Here is a 16,048-nt window from a genome sequence, read left to right as displayed (position 1 = left end):
GGACTGTGCGGCTGGTCGGGTCGCGATCGCATGCTGCTCCCCGGCGTGGCGCTGCCCGCCAGCGGAACACGGAAACGTATGATGCGCAATGCATAAGACGCTCGCAATAGCCTTGCTCGCTGCTGCTTTCCTCACCGGCGCGACGGCACATGGTGCGGAACTGCGCGGCCATGGCGGTCCCGTGCGAGCGATTTCCGTGGCGTCGGACGGAAAGACGGTGGCAACCGGCAGTTTTGACACCAAGACGATCATCTGGTCGCTTGAGACCGGCGAAGCGCGCGACGTACTGCTCTTTCACGAAGGTGAGGTAAGTGCCGTCGCGGCACTGCCGGACGGGCGCTTTGCCAGCGCCGGTGCTGATGGTCGCATCGCGATCTGGCAAATCGGTCGAGGCGAGCCGGCCCAAATTCTGGAGGGTCACAGCGGACCTGTCGCCGACCTTGAACTGTCACCCGACGGATCGATGCTGGCTTCGGCGTCCTGGGACACCACCGTCCGGCTCTGGCCCCTTGCTGGTGGGCCAGCGCGCGTCCTGGAAGGCCATCGTGCAAACGTCAATGCGCTCGCCTTCCTGGCGGACGCAACCCTCGTCAGCGCCGGCTATGACGCGACAGTCATCTTTTGGCCGAGCCAGGCTGGGGCGCCGCCGGTTCGGGCCATCATGCCGACGCCGCTCAACGCGCTTGCAAGGGCGTCCGGCGACCGCCTGTTCGTCGCAGGTGCGGACGGGCAGCTACGGCTGCTCGACCGACGCGGCAAAGTGCAGTTGGAAGTTCCGGTCTTGCGCAAACCGGTGACTGCTCTCGCCGCCACGCCAGACGCGAACTATCTCGCCGTCGCCGGCATCGGTGATGGAATCCTGTTGCTGGACCCTGTCAGCCTCTCCACCATCCGCACTCTCGACACGTCCGGCGTGGCGGTATGGTCGCTTGCGTTCGCGGCTGGCGGCAAGACGCTTCTGGCTGGCGGCGCCGATCATCTGGTGCGGGAATGGAACATCGAGACGGGCGAGCGGCTTGGGGCGGCTGCGGCCGGCAGTACTGATCCGATGGCCAGATACGCACGCAATCCGGACGCGGAAGTATTTCGCGCCTGCGTTGCCTGCCATACGCTCGACCCGAACGACGGCAATCGAGCCGGACCCACGCTGCATGGCATTTTCGGGCGCAAGATAGCGTCCGTGCCGGGTTACCACTATTCGCCCGCTTTCCGGAAAATGGACATCGTCTGGACACCGGAAACCGTGTCGGAGCTGTTCGAGTTGGGTCCGAACGTCTACACCCCCGGCACCAAGATGCCTGAACAGACGATCAGCAACGCCGAGGATCGGGCGGCCCTGATCCGCTTTCTTCAGGCCGAGACAGACTAGTTCCTCGACCCTCCACTTCGTCATCCCAGGGTCTGCGCCACGTCGCTTCGCTCCTTGCTTGCCCTGGGATGACGAAGCAAGGTCGCCGCACATTCCAAAATGGCATGCGCCTGCCACGCGCCAGTATCACCGTATCGACCGAGCGCCCAAAAGGCGCGATGACTCCAGCCTGTGGAACACCACCCGATTGCGGCCGGTTTGCTTGGCAACATAGAGTGCTTCATCCGCCTGGCGCTGGAGCTGCTCCGGCGAAATGGCCTGGGCCGGCGCCTGGACCGCCACGCCGATGCTAAGGGTGATATAGCGGGACACGCGCGATCCTGGATTAGGAAGACAGGCAGCTTCCACACACTCGCGAATTCGCTCGGCCACAACGGCGGCCTCCTGCTCGTTCACACTTGGAAGGAGCACGAGAAATTCCTCACCGCCGTAGCGCGCCACATGATCGCGATCGCGCCTCACGTTCTCCCGGATCAAGCGGGCGACCTCGATGAGGCAACGATCGCCCTCAGCATGACCGAGACGATCATTAAGCTTCTTGAACTCGTCGATGTCGCACATCAGCATGGCGGCACCGCCGGGGCATTTCCCGCCACCGCCCCACACGTGGTCGAGCGTTTCCGTCATCCGGCGCCGATTGTCGACGCCGGTTAGCGGATCGGTTCTCGCCAGAAGCTCCAGCCGATCGTTCGCTTCGGCCAGTTCGGCAACCCTGTGCCGGTCTCGAAGCTCAAACAGAAAAGTCTTCTGAGCTAGAATTGTCATCGTACGCCGCGCGGCGACCGTAGCGAGAATGCCGCTGGCGAAAAACAACGTGGCAGCCACCGCATTGCCAATCTCAAGGCCCGGGTTCTGCACCTGGAAGACGAGATAGAGACCGAGGGCCATAGCCGCGACCGTCACGGTCCAAGCCTGAGGGATGCCGAAGATGATGATGGCGGTAATCGCTACGAACAGCATGATGTTCAAGTGCCGTTCGTAGAACTCGCCGCCGGCGCTTGCGCCAACTAATACGATCGACAACAGGATGAGGAACATGCCTGTGATCAGCGAAACGCCCTGGACCCAGGAGGGGCGCCGTTTTCGCCAGACAAAGACCACGGCTGCAGCGACGGGAGGGATGATGGCGCCAGGCAGGAGCATGGATAGCGCGATCGACCTTGGAAGCATCACCATGTTGAGCGCCAGCGTCAGCACATCCAGGAATGCCACCCATGTCATCCAGGCGCGGATGATCTTGGCCGTTTGGGACCAGACACGTGCCTGAAACAGGCGTTTGATCTCGCCTTTGAGCCGGATGTCGCGCGTACGGTGCGCCAGAAGTCGCTCAACTTCCGCCGTGACGGCAGGATCGTCCTGCATGTCGAGGTGCGTTCGATCTACCAATCGACGGGCCCTGAAGCCCCCCTTTTCCTGTACAACCATTCGAGCCATCCGGTGGTCGGCCGAAGGGCAAGCATGTCAGGCTATGCTGAAGATTTGATTGCTAAAGCCGTTTATTTGCGTGTTGCCTGTCTAACCCGCTTGGCCACCCTCGAAGCCGGCTCTCCGCTTCTATCGGTCGAAGGCGCGACGCACGGCAACCCTGCGGCGCTATCGCTGAAGCAGATCGCGGCCGCGTCAGGAAAGACGGCCGATCGCCGGCGACAGCGAGCTCGTCGCCGACGGCGCCGCGCCTTGGGTGGTGCTCAGCCCCAGGGCTCAGACCGCCTTGTCGCTCGAGGCCTTGCGCTCCCGCAGATAGTCTTCAGTGGTTCGCGGCGGCGAGCGACCAGGGCCGGCATAAGGATCGAAGCCCTCATTCATCGCCGCATCGACGCGGCAATTATCGCACATCCGTACAAGGTCGAGCCGCCGTGCGTTCTCGCCTGCAAACATCCAGTGCTTGCCTTCGAGCTTGGCGACGATCCGCTCGACCGTGCTCCTTGTGCCGAACGGCTTTGCGCAGCGGATGCAGTTGTACGGCTGCTCTTGCTTCACGACCCGGCGGGCGCCCCATGCCTGGAAATCAACCTGCGGCGTCAAGGTGATGACCTTCTCCGGGCAGGTCGCGGCGCAAAGGCCGCACTGCACGCAGGCGCTCTCGGAAAAATACAAGGCCGGCTGCTGTTCGCTGTCGGAAAGCGCCCCCGTTGGACAGGCCGATACACAAGAGAGGCAGAGCGTGCAGCCGTCGACATTGACGTCCAGGCCGCCGAACGGAGCTGCAGCAGGCAACGCCACGCGGTCGACCGGCGTCGGCGCGGCTCGATGGAGCTCGAGCATGGTGCTCGTCAGCAAACTGCGCTTCTTGCCGAGCGGCAGGAATGCCGCCGGGCGCCGCGACGCAACATCTGGAGTAGTCAGGTCGAGCGCCGAGGCGAGGATGTCGGGATCGTCCGCTTCGATCAATCCGCAGACCTCCGCGCCATAACCGAGAGACCGGCTCAAAAGATTGGCGATTGCGACGTTTGCGGCAATTCCGGTAAGCTCATGCCTTGGCTTGGCCGACGACAGCGCCCTTACGGCGCAAGCGCCCCAGGCGACCGGCGCGGTCCACGCCTCGACCCCTAACTGGGTTATCTCGTTCACCGCGACCGGCAGGACATTTGCGGGCAGACCCGCGCCGAACCGGGCAAGTGCGTCGATCAGCGGCTCGCCATGGCCGAGATCATGGAAAAGCACAATTGCATCCAGGCCGCCCGCCTCTCGATAGGTGAGAAGAAGCGTCCGCAGCCGCCGAAGCAGCGACTCGGCATCCGGCACGGCGTAGGCGGCAGCACCCGTGGGACATGCCGCCGCGCAGCTGCCGCAGCCGGCGCACACTTCCGCATCGATTGCGACGTGGTCGCCGGCAGGCGCTATCGCCCCTGTCGGGCACAGATCGAGGCACCGCGTGCAGCCGGTGATGCGCGATCTCGAATGGGCGCACAGATCGGCGGAGAAATCGATGAAGCGCGGCTTGTCGAACTCGCCAACCAAATCGGCTGCCCTTGCGATCGCAACGGCGACGGAGGCGCGATCGCCGGGATCGGCCTTCACGTAGCCGTCGCGCAATTCATGAGCAGGGAAAAGTGGGACCCCGCCGGAGAGATCAAGGATGATGTCGGCGTTCGAGACCGCTCCATCCCGCGATATCCCGAAGCCAAGCCGATCGCGCGAAGATGGGTTGGGCGCCGCGAAATCGTCGACTGTCAGTTCGAAGGCGCCAAGATGGCCGCGCGCTTGCCGGATCGTTCCCTGCATGACGGGAAAATCCCAGACCCGGTGCGGCGCGATATCGCGCGGACGGCTAAGCAACACAGTGACGTCCAGCTTTTCGGCGAGTTGCCGGCCCGCATCGATCGCTGTCGCGTCGCAGCCATAGACCAGGACGACACCATTGCTCGAAAGAGTAACCAGCGCGGGTGGCGAAGCGGGCTCGGCCGCCATGGCGAGCAGAGCCGCCGCTTTCGGGCCGGCGGCAGCAGCGCCCTGCGACCAGCCGCCCGTCTCGCGAATGTTTGCGAAAACCAGATCGCCTGCGAAACCGAGTTCCTCGGCGAGGTCGCCGAAAAGCGGCGCCTGTTGCGTGCAGCTGATGGTGACTGCTTCGCCGCCGCTCAGGGCGCTGCGCACCCGGTCGAGTTCCGCGCCGCAGAACTGGTCCCCCGCCTCGACCCGTGCGCCCTTGCATCCGCGGACGACGCTGGCGCCGAAGCGTGGCATGCTCCGCTCGCATGAGCAGACCAGGACCGTGCGTGGTTTGTCCAGGCTCATTTCGACTCCCGTGGCATCTTCCTTGTCCACGCGGTAGCGCCTCTTGCCTGGAAGTATTATAAAGACATTACAGTCGCCGTCATCAAAATATGGATCGGCCTATGCGGCCCTCTGTCAGCGACCTCCAACTGCCACCGCCTTACAGCCTCGTGCCGCTGAGAGAGGCCGGTGACGCCTTTGCGCACGCCTGCGCGATCGCGGCAGACGAAGGCGCAGGCACGCTTGCCTGGGTGCGCCGCTACGATCTGGCCGAATTCGCAGTGGTGCTTGAGCCTGAAGAGACGCTGGAGTATGCGCGTCGCGCGATCTATGCCGGCATGAACGCACTTGCCGATGCGCTTGCGGTCCATGCTCCGCCGTCGCGGCCCATCACCTTCGACTGGCCCGACACTGTTCGCGTCGACGGGGTTCTCGTCGGCGGCGCCCGCCTGGGCTGGCCGGAAGGGGCCCGGGAGAACGAAATCCCCGACTGGATCGTCTTCTCCGGCATGATCCGCACCGCCGTCATCCGCGCCGGCGAGCCCGGTCTGCGGCCGCTGCTTGGCGCGCTTGACGAACTCGGCTTCGTTGCGCTCGATGCCGGTGAGATCGTTGCGAGCTTCTCCCGCCATCTGATGGCCGCATTCCACGAATGGAGCGACAGCGGCTTCGGTTCGATCGCCAGCCGCTGGCTCGACCGGCTGCCCCGAAACGGCGATGAGCATACAGAGCTTGCCGGCAACGGCGATCTGCTGATTTCCCACGCGGCCTCTCACGGGCTTCGCGAGCGAAGAAGCCTGCCCGAGGCGCTTGCCAGGCCCTCCTGGCTCGATCCGATGACGGGCACGCCATGGCTTTGAAGCTGCCGCGAACGATCCGCCTCGATCCATCGGACACGTTTGTCTATTCGCGCGCTGCAGAACCGGGCGAATGGGCGGTGACTGGCACCTTCCTGTTCTTCGGCGCCGATGTGGCCAGGCTTTCCGGCAAGCAGCGGCAGGCGTTCCGCGCGGGGTTCCTCGGCATTGACAGCTTCGGCTGGTCCACCCTCGTCGTGGTCACGGACGCGACCGCGCATGATCGCGCGGCAGCCGTCGATCGGCTGGCCGAGCAGCTTGTGGTGCGATGCGGTGCGCCGGACATTGAAACGGCGCGCGCCGCCGCCGAAGAGGAGATAGCCTTCGCGCAATCGCTGTGCGACCACCCGCCAAACACGCTGATCGGGGTCAACCGCACCAGCGAACAGGCCGGCACCCGAGAGTGTTTCCGCACCCTGCATCGCAAGGCGAGCCGGCTGGAGCCGGCAACGGCATTCCGCTTTGTGGAGATCGAGGGCGAGGACGCGTCGGCGGAAAAGTTCGATCTCCTTGCGTTGGCCGGGAGGCAGAAGTGAAGGATTTCTGGGTCTCCTCAGGTCATCACCTTCTCGACAGGGATGAGGCCGGGCGCCTGCTCGTGACCGACTCCTTTCTGAAGGCATATTTTGCGCGGCCAGAGCTTCTCCCCCCGGCGACCGCCTGCCCGGCGGAGTTGCGCCTGCATCACGAACTTTTGATGCATCATCCGCGCCGGCCGGTCGCAAAGCAGGAGATCGCCGCCTTGGAGGACCCGGATGCGCGCGAGAACTGGGAGTTCATGATTGCCTTTCGCGACCATGTGCTGGCCGCTCCCTCACTCGAGGCCGCATATCTCGCACTGGCGCGCGGCTCGGCCGAAAATATTCCGCCTTTGTTCATGAACCAGCTTGCGCAGGTCGTCCTGCGCAATGCGCTGGATGGTCAGCATGACGCCTGCGTCGTGCGAGCCGCTGAGCTTTTTTATCGGCCACAACGGGTGACATCTCACGAGGGCGCCGTGCTTCTCGCCGATGCCGAAACCATCGAACGGCATGAACAGAACCGCCATGCCTCGCCGCTCCTCGGCATGCTTGGTGGCCCAGCTGTCACCGAACTGGAGATACTCGACGAGAACAATCCCGAGAGCTACTTCGCCAGGAGCGACGCTTTCGATATGGTGCTTAAGCTCGGCAGCGCGCGCAGTCCGGCCCGGCGCGGCCTTGCCACCGCAATGGAGATCTGGATTCGCCATCTTGTCGCGGTGGGCGTGGAGATCGAGCCGGTGGAGCGGATCGAGGACGAGGACTGGGCCTGGTTCGTCGGCCTCGACGCCGAAGCGACCCGCATCGGCAATACGCTCTGGGCCGGCGATGAACTTGACCCGGAGGCTGCAAAGCGCGTCATTGCACTGTTCCGGCTCACCTTCTCCGACACGGGCGAAGTACTGCCGCAGGTGGGCGCCAGGCCCGTCTGGCTCATAATGGCCATGACCCCCGACCGAACGATCCGCATGAAGCCGCAGAACCTTGTCGCAGGCCTGCCGTTTCGCGCCCCGGGGACGGTGAACTAGGACGGTGAACTAGGAGGATTTGTGCCATGGTGCGGGAGACGGCGGAAGTCGGGGTGATCGTCGAGCGACGGGCTCTGGACAATCCGTGGATCGACCATGTCTGGGTGCCCGTGGCCGTGCTGGCGGGCGCGCCGAGCGCGGCGCCATGGTCGGTGCTGCACGAATCCGACGGCCTGACGCGCTTCTATGCCGGAACTTTCAAGCTCGAGCTCTTCGGGTGCGACACGGGCATGTACCGGGACAACCTCCGTTCGGGGCGGCCTAGCCTCTGGATCGCGCTCCGGTCGAGCGACGCTCCACCCGGAGTTGTGCTGCACCTGGTGACCGCTGACCCTTTCGAAGGCGAGTCGCTGACCGAGGCTGGCCCCGATATCATCGAGGCCGTGCCGATGCCGATCGAGCTTCAGCAATGGCTGGCCGCCTTTGTCGAGACGCATCACGTCGAGCGTCCTTTCATCAAGCGCAAGCGCGATCGGGCGGACCCTAATGCCCTGGCGAGGCGCGGTCCTCGTTCCGGAACGATGGATGATGCCGAATGAGCGCGGGGAGCGACAATGTCTTCGCCCGGTGGTCGCGCCTGAAACAGGCGGCGCGTTACAGTTCGACTGCGGGGCCGCAGAACGATCAGCTTTCGCCTGACGAAGTTGCGGTGCCAGCCGATACTGGGAAGCAGCTTGCACCTGCAATTGTCGAGCCGGAGGCCGCCGAGCCAGCCGAGCCCCTCCCTCGCGTCGAGGATCTGACCGCTCAAAGCGATCTCTCAGCCTTCCTGCGAAAAGGCGTGCCCAAAATGTTGAAGCGCGCCGCGTTGCGCAAGATGTGGTCGCTCGATCCGGCAATTCGTGATCATGTCGGGCCTTCCGAATATGCCTGGGACTTCAACAACCCTGGATCCATGGCCGGATTCGGCCCCTTGAAAGCATCCAGCGAACCTGTCGTGGATTTCCTGTCGAGCGGCGGCAACCCGACCGATCCGGCACCCGCCGCCATCGCTTCGCAGGCGCCGGAGAACGCGCCAGCGGCCAGCGCCATCTTGGCGGACGAAGATGTAAACGCCTCAGCCGATGGGTCGGATTCTGTCACGCCGGACAGTTCGATCGAACCGGCAAACCCGCAAACCCCTTCGGCCGACGGCGCCGGGACCGCCATCGACCGCGACGAAGGCGCCGGCGCCGCGGAATCATCGCCGATCGATCGCCAGCGACGCCATGGCGGCGCCATGCCGCGCTGATCTGGATTTGTTGCCATTTTGGCACAGTCGCTGTTGCAATTGCCGGGCGGGGCACTAGTATTCACTTTACCCACTCGTTGAGGGGCACGGTCGAGGTCAGTAGATGAACCCAGACTTGCGCCTAGAGGAGGCAATCGGCACGTCGTGCGGAGCTGACGCTCTGGTTCCCGGCGTAGAAAATGCTGACGTCAACGACGTGAACAGCGCACGCGCGGATGAGTACGCGCTGCTCGCCACACTTCTTCTGGCCGCTCCGGATGCCAACCTCATGGCGCAGCTTTCCGGGTTGCGGGGCGACGCCGAGACCCCGCTCGGCAAGGCTCATGCCGCACTCGGCCAGGCCGCTTCTTCGGCCTCTCCGGTTGCCGCCAGTCGCGAGTATTTCGAGCTCTTCATCGGGGTCGGGCGCGGCGAACTCGTTCCCTACGCCTCATACTACCTGACCGGCTTCCTCAACGAACGGCCGCTTGCCCGCCTGCGCGGGGACATGCGGCGCCTCGGCCTTGAACGCGCGGACGGTCATTTTGACCCGGAAGATCATCTCGGCACGCTGTTCGAGATCATGAGCGGCTTTGCCGCCACCCATTTCGTGGTTCCCGCCGGCGAGGAGCGGGACTTCTTTGAACGTCACATCGCGCCCTGGGCGAGCCGTTTCTTCGCCGATCTGGAAAACGCGGCCTCGGCCAGGTTTTACCGGGCAGTCGGCGCGTTGGGGCGGATTTTCATCGACATCGAAGCCGAAGGCTTTGCCATGGAGGCGCGACCAAGCTCGTGACCTGATCGCGTCGACGCATAGGGAGGAAGGCAGATGCAGGAAAAGCAACAGACGGCAATGAACCGCCGCAGTTTCCTTCGCGCCTTCGGCGGCGCATCCACCACCGCCGTGGCCGCCGCCGCCGTGACGCTCACCCCAGGGGAAGCGCAAGCTTACGATCCCGGTGAGGAGGAGACGAGGGCTCGCTACCGCGAGACCGAGCACGTCAAGGCATTCTACCGTGTGAACGGTTATGAGACGTTGAAGAAATGAGGGCGCCATGCTGACCAAGCGCAAGAGCGGTCAGGCGAGCCGCACAAGATTGCACACATTGATGGGCACGGTCGCCTCCGCTCCCATCGACCGGCGAACCTTCCTTCGCCGTTCCGGTCTCGCGGCCGGCGGAATGGCTGCACTCGGGTCGTTCCAGCTCGGCACCGTTCAGAAGGCGGCGGCCATCAGTCCGCCGCAGCCGGGCGTGCCCATAGAACTGAAGAAAAGCGTCTGCACCCATTGCGCGGTCGGCTGCACCGTTACCGCCGAAGTCCAGAACGGAGTTTGGACCGGTCAGGAGCCTTCGTGGGACAGCCCGATCAACCGCGGCTCCCATTGCGCCAAGGGCGCAAGCGTACGCGAGCTCGTACACAGCGACCGCCGGCTGAAATACCCGATGAAGCTCACCGCAGGGCAGTGGGAGCGTGTCTCCTGGGATGACGCAATCAATGGCATTGGCGACAAACTGCTCGAGATCCGTGAAAAGTCCGGCCCGGAGTCCGTCTACTGGATGGGGTCGGCCAAGTTTTCCAACGAAGGAACCTATCTCTTCCGCAAGCTCGCGGCGCTGTGGGGAACAAACAATCAGGACCACCAGGCCCGCATCTGTCATTCGACGACCGTCGCCGGCGTAGCCAACACCTGGGGCTACGGCGCGATGACGAACTCCTTCAACGATATTCGCAATTCGAAAACCATGATCATCATGGGCGGCAACCCGGCTGAGGCACATCCGATAGCGATGCAGCATCTGCTGGAAGGCAAGGAACTCAACCAGGCCAATCTGATCGTCATCGATCCCCGTTTCACGCGCACCGCCGCCCATGCGACCGAGTACGTCCGGTTCCGCTCCGGCACCGACATAGCGCTGTTGTGGGGCATGCTTTGGCACATCTTCGAGAACGGCTGGGAGGACAAGGAATTCATCGCGCAGCGCGTCTACGGGATGGATGAGGTCCGCAAGGAAGTCGCGAAATACACGCCGGAGGAGGTTGAGCAGATCACCGGCGTGCCTGGCGATCAGGTGAAGCGCGTCGCCGAGCTGTTCGCCACGCAGAAGCCGTCGACGATGATCTGGTGCATGGGCCAGACACACCACACGGTCGGCACCGCCAATACACGCGCAAGTTGCATACTGTGTCTCGCCACCGGCAATGTCGGCAAGCCGGGGACCGGCGCGAACATCTTCCGCGGCCATGACAACGTCCAGGGCGCGACGGATATCGGGCTCGATGTGGTCACCCTGCCCTTCTATTACGGGTTGACGGAAAGCGCCTGGAAGCACTGGTCGCGCGTCTGGGAGATCCCCTACGAGGACCTGCTGAGCCAGTTCGACTCGAAGGACGCCATGGAAACCCCGGGCATCCCACTGACAAGATGGTTCGATTCCGTCTCGCTGCCCAAGGACAAGATAGCGCAGCGCGACAGCATGCGCGCCATGTTCATTCAGGGCCACGCCAGCAACAGTATCACCCGTATCCCGGATTCGATGAAAGGCCTGACAGGCCTGGAGCTGCTTGTTGTCGCCGACCCCCATCCCACCACCTGGGCATCACTGGCGGTGGAGGCGGGGCGAAAGGACAACACTTATCTCTTGCCGGTCTGCACGCAGTTCGAGACGTCAGGCTCGCGGGTCGCCTCGAATCGGGCCATCCAGTGGGGCGAGCAGATCGTAAAGCCGAGCTTCGAGCAGAAGGACGACTACCAGGTCATCTATCTGTTGTCGAAGAAGCTCGGGCTTGCCGACAAGATGTTCAAGAAGATAGCCGTCGAGGGCGACCGTCCGGTGCCGGAGGACGTGCTGCGCGAGATGAACCGCGGGAGCTGGTCGACGGGCTATTGCGGTCAGTCGCCGGAGCGGCTCAAGGCGCATATGAAGAACCAGCACAAGTTCGACCTGGTGACGATGCGGGCTCCGAAGGATGATCCCGAGGTCGGTGGCGACTATTACGGCCTGCCTTGGCCATGTTGGGGCAAGCCTGAGATCCGCCACCCGGGTACGGCTAATCTTTACAGCACCGGCCTGCATGTCATGGACGGCGGCAGCCCCTTCCGCGCCCGCTTCGGCGTCGAACGAAACGGCCAGACCCTATTGGCGGAAGGCTCGTACACGCAAGGCTCGGAACTCACCGACGGCTATCCAGAGTTCACCATGGCCGTGCTTAAGAAACTCGGCTGGGACAAGGATCTGACGCCGCAAGAACGCGCCGTGATCGAAAAGATCGGCGATGACATCAACAAGGTCTCGTGGTCGACAGACCTGTCAGGCGGCATCCAGCGCGTCGTACTCAGCCATGGCTGCCATCCCTACGGCAACGGCAAAGCGCGCGCAGTAGCGTGGAACCTGCCCGACCCAGTGCCCACCCATCGCGAGCCGATCTATTCGCCGAGGGTGGATCTGGTCGCAAAATATCCGACCTATCCCGACGCCACACAGTTCCGGCTGCCGAACATAGGCTTCAGCGTACAGCAGGCGGCGGTGGAAAAGGGTATCGCCAAGACGTTCCCGCTGATCCTGACCAGCGGCCGGCTCGTCGAATATGAGGGCGGCGGCGAGGAAACGCGGTCGAACAGATGGCTGGCCGAGTTGCAGCAGGAGATGTTCGTCGAGATCAACCCGGCCGACGCGTCCGAACGCGGCATCGGCGATGGGACCTGGGTTTGGGTCAATGGTGCGGAGAACAACGCGAAGGCGCGGGTGAAGGCGCTGGTCACGGAGCGCGTCGGCCGCGGCGTCGCGTTCATGCCCTTCCACTTCGGCGGCTGGTTCCAGGGCAAGGATCTGCGGGCCCACTATCCGCAGGGCTCCGATCCATATGTTCTGGGAGAGAGCGTCAACAGCATCACCACCTACGGCTACGACCCGGTGACGGGCATGCAGGAGCCGAAGTGCACGCTTTGCCAAATCGTTGCGGCGTGAACGGGAGGAACAGAAATGGCCAGGATGAAATTCCTTTGCGACGCTGATCGTTGCATCGAGTGCAATGCCTGCGTCACCGCCTGCAAGAACGAGCACGATGTGCCATGGGGCATCAACCGGCGCCGCGTCGTCACCATCAATGACGGCAAGCCCGGCGAACGCTCCGTCTCGATGGCGTGCATGCATTGCACCGACGCGCCTTGCGCGGCGGTCTGTCCGGTCGACTGCTTCTACACCACGGCCGACGCCGTGGTGCTCCACTCCAAGGACCTGTGCATCGGGTGCGGCTATTGCTTCTACGCCTGCCCGTTCGGCGCCCCGCAATATCCCCGTGTGGGCAACTTCGGTTCGCGCGGCAAGATGGACAAATGCACCTTCTGCGCCGCGGGCCCGGAAGGTGATTCCACCGAAATCGAATATGCCAAATACGGGGCCAACCGGCTGGCTGAAGGCAAGCTGCCGCTTTGCGCCGAAATGTGTTCAACCAAGTCGCTCCTGGCCGGCGACGGCGAGATCATCGCGGCGATCTACAAGGAGCGTGTGACGCAGCGCGGCTATGGTTCGGGAGCCTGGGGCTGGCAGACGGCCTATCGAGAAACCATCGACGTGTAGGAGGGAGTCGGGCTCGTCCCGCGCGCAAACGGAGCTATCACGGAGGACGCAGAAATGCCGGACACCAGGCTTGGTCGATTGATGCCGCAGGCTATCGCAGCGCTCATGACGCTCACCCTGCTGGTCGCAGCGCCCGTGTACGCGCAAACCGCATCCGGGAGCAACCCGACCGCACAGGCGGTGAGCGAACAGCAGCTTCTTGACGAACTGCAGAGGATCGAGGGTCGCGTCACCCTGCCCAATACGGCGGCCGGCTTGCTCGAGCAGCCGCAAGGCCGCGATTACCGCAGCTTCCACGAGGGCTGGCTGCCGTGGATCGGCGGCATCGCGATAACAGGAATTTTGCTGCTGCTGGCGCTGTTCTATTTCTACAGAGGCCGCATCCGCACACTGGCGCCTGAATCGAGCGTACGGATCTTGCGCTTCGGTGCTCTGGAGCGGCTGACCCACTGGATGACCGCCACGGCGTTCATCATCCTGGCCATCACCGGCCTGAACTTCATCTTCGGCAAGCGTCTGCTGATGCCGCTGATCGGGGCCGATGCATTTTCAACCTGGTCGATCTGGGCGAAATACGCCCACGACTTCGTCTCCTGGGCGTTCATGCTCGGCATATTGGTCATGCTGGTGACATGGGTCTGGGACAACCTTCCGGATCGCCATGACGCGCATTGGCTCAAGGTCGGCGGCGGCTTTTTTGACAAGACCAACAGGACGCACCCGCCGGCCGGACGGTTCAACACCGGCCAGAAGCTCATCTTCTGGGCCGTCGTGCTCGGTGGAATTGCGCTGTCGGTATCGGGCATATTCATGCTGTTCCCGTTCGCATTCACCGACATAAACGGCATGCAGACGGCCCAGTATGTTCATGCGACTGTGGGCATAATCTTGATCGCCGTTATTATCGCTCACGTCTATATCGGCACGCTCGGCATGGAAGGCGCCTATGAAGCAATGGGTTCGGGCACGGTCGATATGAACTGGGCGAAGGAGCATCATAGCGCTTGGGTCGAAAAGCAGCAGGCCAAGGGTGCGATACCGCCGCGCTCGGCGGCCGAAGCGGCCGAATAGGAGCTTCTGCGCGGAATCGAAATGCCCGGGCCATTGGTCCGGGCATTTTCTTGGCGTGCTACTAGGCCTTCATTGCGCGGCCTCGAGATCCACGTCAGCGAGCGCAGGTCTAGCTCGGATATAGCTAGGAAGGCGTCTCCTCGCCGCCCGCGGCTGCGGTGGAGTTGTCGCCCGGCTCACCCGTCCAGTTTTGACCGACCAGATTGTGTCCCGGATCGCCCACGCGAGTGCTCTCGCTGCTGTAAACCTGCCATGCCGGCTGTTGCTGCTGCGCGCTCAGAAGAAAATAGCTGGCCCCGAACGCAATTGCGATCGAAACGACAATTCCGGTCAAGATCATACCCATCCCGCCTTTTCCCTTTCACGTGCTCAAAGTCCGCAGTCACTCATTGTGGCGGCGGCGTCTGCTGCGCCGGGTCCTGCCCCGTCACAGATGGATTGCCAGATCCCTGAGGGGCCGCACCGGACTTTTGCTGATACTGCAGGTCGAGCGCCGCCAGTGCAAGCAACGGCGGCGGCATGGCGACGCCAGCCACTCGCATTTCCCGCGCGGTCTTCTGGCATTGTGCAATGTCGTTGGCGGCGGCCAGTTCCTCCGCTTTCGCGACATTGATCACGGAATCCTTGGGAGTGCTCGACGTATCGGAGGGGGGCACCGGCGCGGCCCTGCTTTCCTTCTGGGGCGCATTCGTCGCCGATCCGCTGGCCACCTTCTCCTTGCTCGGTTGTGGAGCATCGCTGGCAACCCCAGCCTGCCCGGTAATTTTCTGCGCCGAGCCCGTCCCGGTCTCGGGCTTGGCGGGCGCGGCTGCGCTGGTAGAAGATGTGCCAGCCTGCTGAGCCGGGGCCGCTGCGGTCGGGGTAGCCACTTCGGCAGGCGCCTTCATGAAGGCGAGGAGCTCCTGGCAGAGATTTGCAGGCCCGCCTGCCTGCTGGGCAGGTGTTTCAGCCGCTGGAGCCGCTGGAGCCGCTGGAGCCGCAGGCTCGGGGGCAGTGCTGGTCTGCGCCAGCGATGTTGACGCCGACAGGGCAACGATTCCTGCGAGAAGCATTTTTTTCATCGCCTTGCTCCTTCCGTGATGAAAATCACCCGCCTCGGCAACAACATAACGTCAGAGGTGCCCGAACGATCCATGGAATTGCGACGCCTGCCTCGCAATTCGGCCATCGGGCGATCCCGCGGCCTTCCCGACTCTTCAGCTCAACGAATGCGCCCGCCCTCGACGAGGCGAGCACGATGATTGCCGAAGTCGCAAGGGCTGCTCGGCGAGCGATTGGATGCGCCCGCCTTGGCTAAAGCGAAGGCCAATTGCGGACGGGGATTCGAATGTCCGCCGAGAGGGGTACGTGGTCGCTCAGCTTTGTTATGGCGATCTCGTCATAGGTGCCGAGTTCGACAAAGGAATGGGAACGTTCCGAGGCACAAATATGTAGTCGATATGGAAGGCCTGATCCTGCTTCCATCGATGGAAGTAGGTCGGTGACTTTTCCTCGCCGAACCTTTCGTCGTGGAATTCATGCCATGCGCTTACCAGACCAAGTCGAGAGATAAGCTCCAGGACGCGCGCAAAATGACCGTCCGGACTTCGATTCGCGTCGAACCTTGTAGATTGATTGAAATCGCCCGCAAGGACCGCACGGTTACTGACGATGAACTCCGAAGCGTCGACAGCGCACGCAGCGTCGGTGAGACGT

The 16,048-nt window shown here is 63.4% G+C and carries 15 protein-coding genes; 11 read left to right on the top strand and 4 right to left on the bottom strand.

The annotated features are described in order from the left end of the window. The first annotated feature begins 88 nt into the window (after nucleotides 1-88). Nucleotides 89-1,369: a hypothetical protein gene (locus tag M727_RS0101900; RefSeq protein ID WP_027151225.1), complete on the top strand. Its 1,281-nt coding sequence runs from the start codon at nucleotides 89-91 to the stop codon at nucleotides 1,367-1,369. A gap of 126 nt (nucleotides 1,370-1,495) precedes the next feature. Here M727_RS0101900 and M727_RS35650 read toward each other — a convergent pair whose 3' ends face one another. Both M727_RS35650 and M727_RS0101890 read right to left on the bottom strand, forming a co-directional pair. Continuing rightward, a complete protein-coding gene (locus M727_RS35650) occupies nucleotides 1,496-2,731 on the bottom strand; it encodes a diguanylate cyclase (RefSeq protein WP_036261059.1) in 1,236 nt (411 codons plus the stop codon). A 339-nt stretch (nucleotides 2,732-3,070) separates the two neighbouring features. Further along, nucleotides 3,071-5,107 (bottom strand): 4Fe-4S binding protein, encoded by a 2,037-nt coding sequence (locus tag M727_RS0101890; RefSeq protein ID WP_027151224.1) that lies wholly within the window; start codon nucleotides 5,105-5,107, stop codon nucleotides 3,071-3,073. Nucleotides 5,108-5,208: 101 nt separating this feature from the next. Here M727_RS0101890 and M727_RS0101885 point away from each other — a divergent pair, with 101 nt between their 5' ends. From M727_RS0101885 to M727_RS0101840, 10 genes are all read left to right on the top strand, one after another. Beyond that, a complete protein-coding gene (locus tag M727_RS0101885; protein ID WP_156941461.1) occupies nucleotides 5,209-5,946 on the top strand; it encodes a biotin/lipoate--protein ligase family protein in 738 nt (245 codons plus the stop codon). Then, nucleotides 5,937-6,479 carry a DUF6505 family protein gene (locus tag M727_RS0101880; protein WP_027151222.1) on the top strand — a complete coding sequence of 181 codons (543 nt, stop codon included), beginning with the start codon at nucleotides 5,937-5,939 and terminating at the stop codon, nucleotides 6,477-6,479. Before M727_RS0101885 ends, M727_RS0101880 begins: the two co-directional genes overlap by 10 nt. Next, a complete protein-coding gene (locus tag M727_RS0101875; RefSeq protein WP_027151221.1) occupies nucleotides 6,476-7,492 on the top strand; it encodes a DUF6352 family protein in 1,017 nt (338 codons plus the stop codon). The genes M727_RS0101880 and M727_RS0101875 overlap by 4 nt, the downstream gene beginning before the upstream one ends. Nucleotides 7,493-7,518: 26 nt before the next feature. Beyond that, nucleotides 7,519-8,031 (top strand): DUF3305 domain-containing protein, encoded by a 513-nt coding sequence (locus M727_RS0101870; protein WP_027151220.1) that lies wholly within the window; start codon nucleotides 7,519-7,521, stop codon nucleotides 8,029-8,031. Beyond that, the gene (locus M727_RS39080) at nucleotides 8,028-8,723 is read left to right on the top strand and encodes a DUF3306 domain-containing protein (protein ID WP_051505480.1); all 696 of its coding nucleotides are present in this window, start codon (nucleotides 8,028-8,030) and stop codon (nucleotides 8,721-8,723) included. The genes M727_RS0101870 and M727_RS39080 overlap by 4 nt, the downstream gene beginning before the upstream one ends. 196 nt (nucleotides 8,724-8,919) lie before the next feature. After that, entirely contained in the window at nucleotides 8,920-9,498 is a 579-nt protein-coding gene (locus tag M727_RS0101860) for a molecular chaperone TorD family protein (RefSeq protein ID WP_348627126.1), read from the top strand. A 33-nt stretch (nucleotides 9,499-9,531) separates the two neighbouring features. Beyond that, nucleotides 9,532-9,750 carry a formate dehydrogenase gene (locus M727_RS0101855; protein WP_023797596.1) on the top strand — a complete coding sequence of 73 codons (219 nt, stop codon included), beginning with the start codon at nucleotides 9,532-9,534 and terminating at the stop codon, nucleotides 9,748-9,750. Between the two features lie 7 nt (nucleotides 9,751-9,757). Beyond that, nucleotides 9,758-12,670 carry a formate dehydrogenase subunit alpha gene (locus M727_RS0101850; RefSeq protein ID WP_027151218.1) on the top strand — a complete coding sequence of 971 codons (2,913 nt, stop codon included), beginning with the start codon at nucleotides 9,758-9,760 and terminating at the stop codon, nucleotides 12,668-12,670. 15 nt (nucleotides 12,671-12,685) lie between these two features. Beyond that, nucleotides 12,686-13,282 carry a formate dehydrogenase FDH3 subunit beta gene (fdh3B, locus tag M727_RS0101845; protein WP_027151217.1) on the top strand — a complete coding sequence of 199 codons (597 nt, stop codon included), beginning with the start codon at nucleotides 12,686-12,688 and terminating at the stop codon, nucleotides 13,280-13,282. A gap of 54 nt (nucleotides 13,283-13,336) precedes the next feature. Further along, nucleotides 13,337-14,353: a formate dehydrogenase subunit gamma gene (locus tag M727_RS0101840; RefSeq protein WP_027151216.1), complete on the top strand. Its 1,017-nt coding sequence runs from the start codon at nucleotides 13,337-13,339 to the stop codon at nucleotides 14,351-14,353. A gap of 124 nt (nucleotides 14,354-14,477) precedes the next feature. Here M727_RS0101840 and M727_RS0101835 read toward each other — a convergent pair whose 3' ends face one another. Next, the gene (locus M727_RS0101835) at nucleotides 14,478-14,699 is read right to left on the bottom strand and encodes a hypothetical protein (RefSeq protein ID WP_027151215.1); all 222 of its coding nucleotides are present in this window, start codon (nucleotides 14,697-14,699) and stop codon (nucleotides 14,478-14,480) included. A 40-nt stretch (nucleotides 14,700-14,739) separates the two neighbouring features. Then, nucleotides 14,740-15,240, bottom strand: coding sequence for a hypothetical protein (locus tag M727_RS35640; RefSeq protein ID WP_245268329.1), 501 nt, complete (start codon nucleotides 15,238-15,240; stop codon nucleotides 14,740-14,742). Nucleotides 15,241-16,048: the final 808 nt, after the last annotated feature.

The organism is Mesorhizobium sp. WSM2561 (assembly GCF_000513915.1).
GTDB classification, from domain to species: domain Bacteria; phylum Pseudomonadota; class Alphaproteobacteria; order Rhizobiales; family Rhizobiaceae; genus Mesorhizobium; species Mesorhizobium muleiense.
This window is presented reverse-complemented; position numbering and strand designations above follow the sequence as displayed.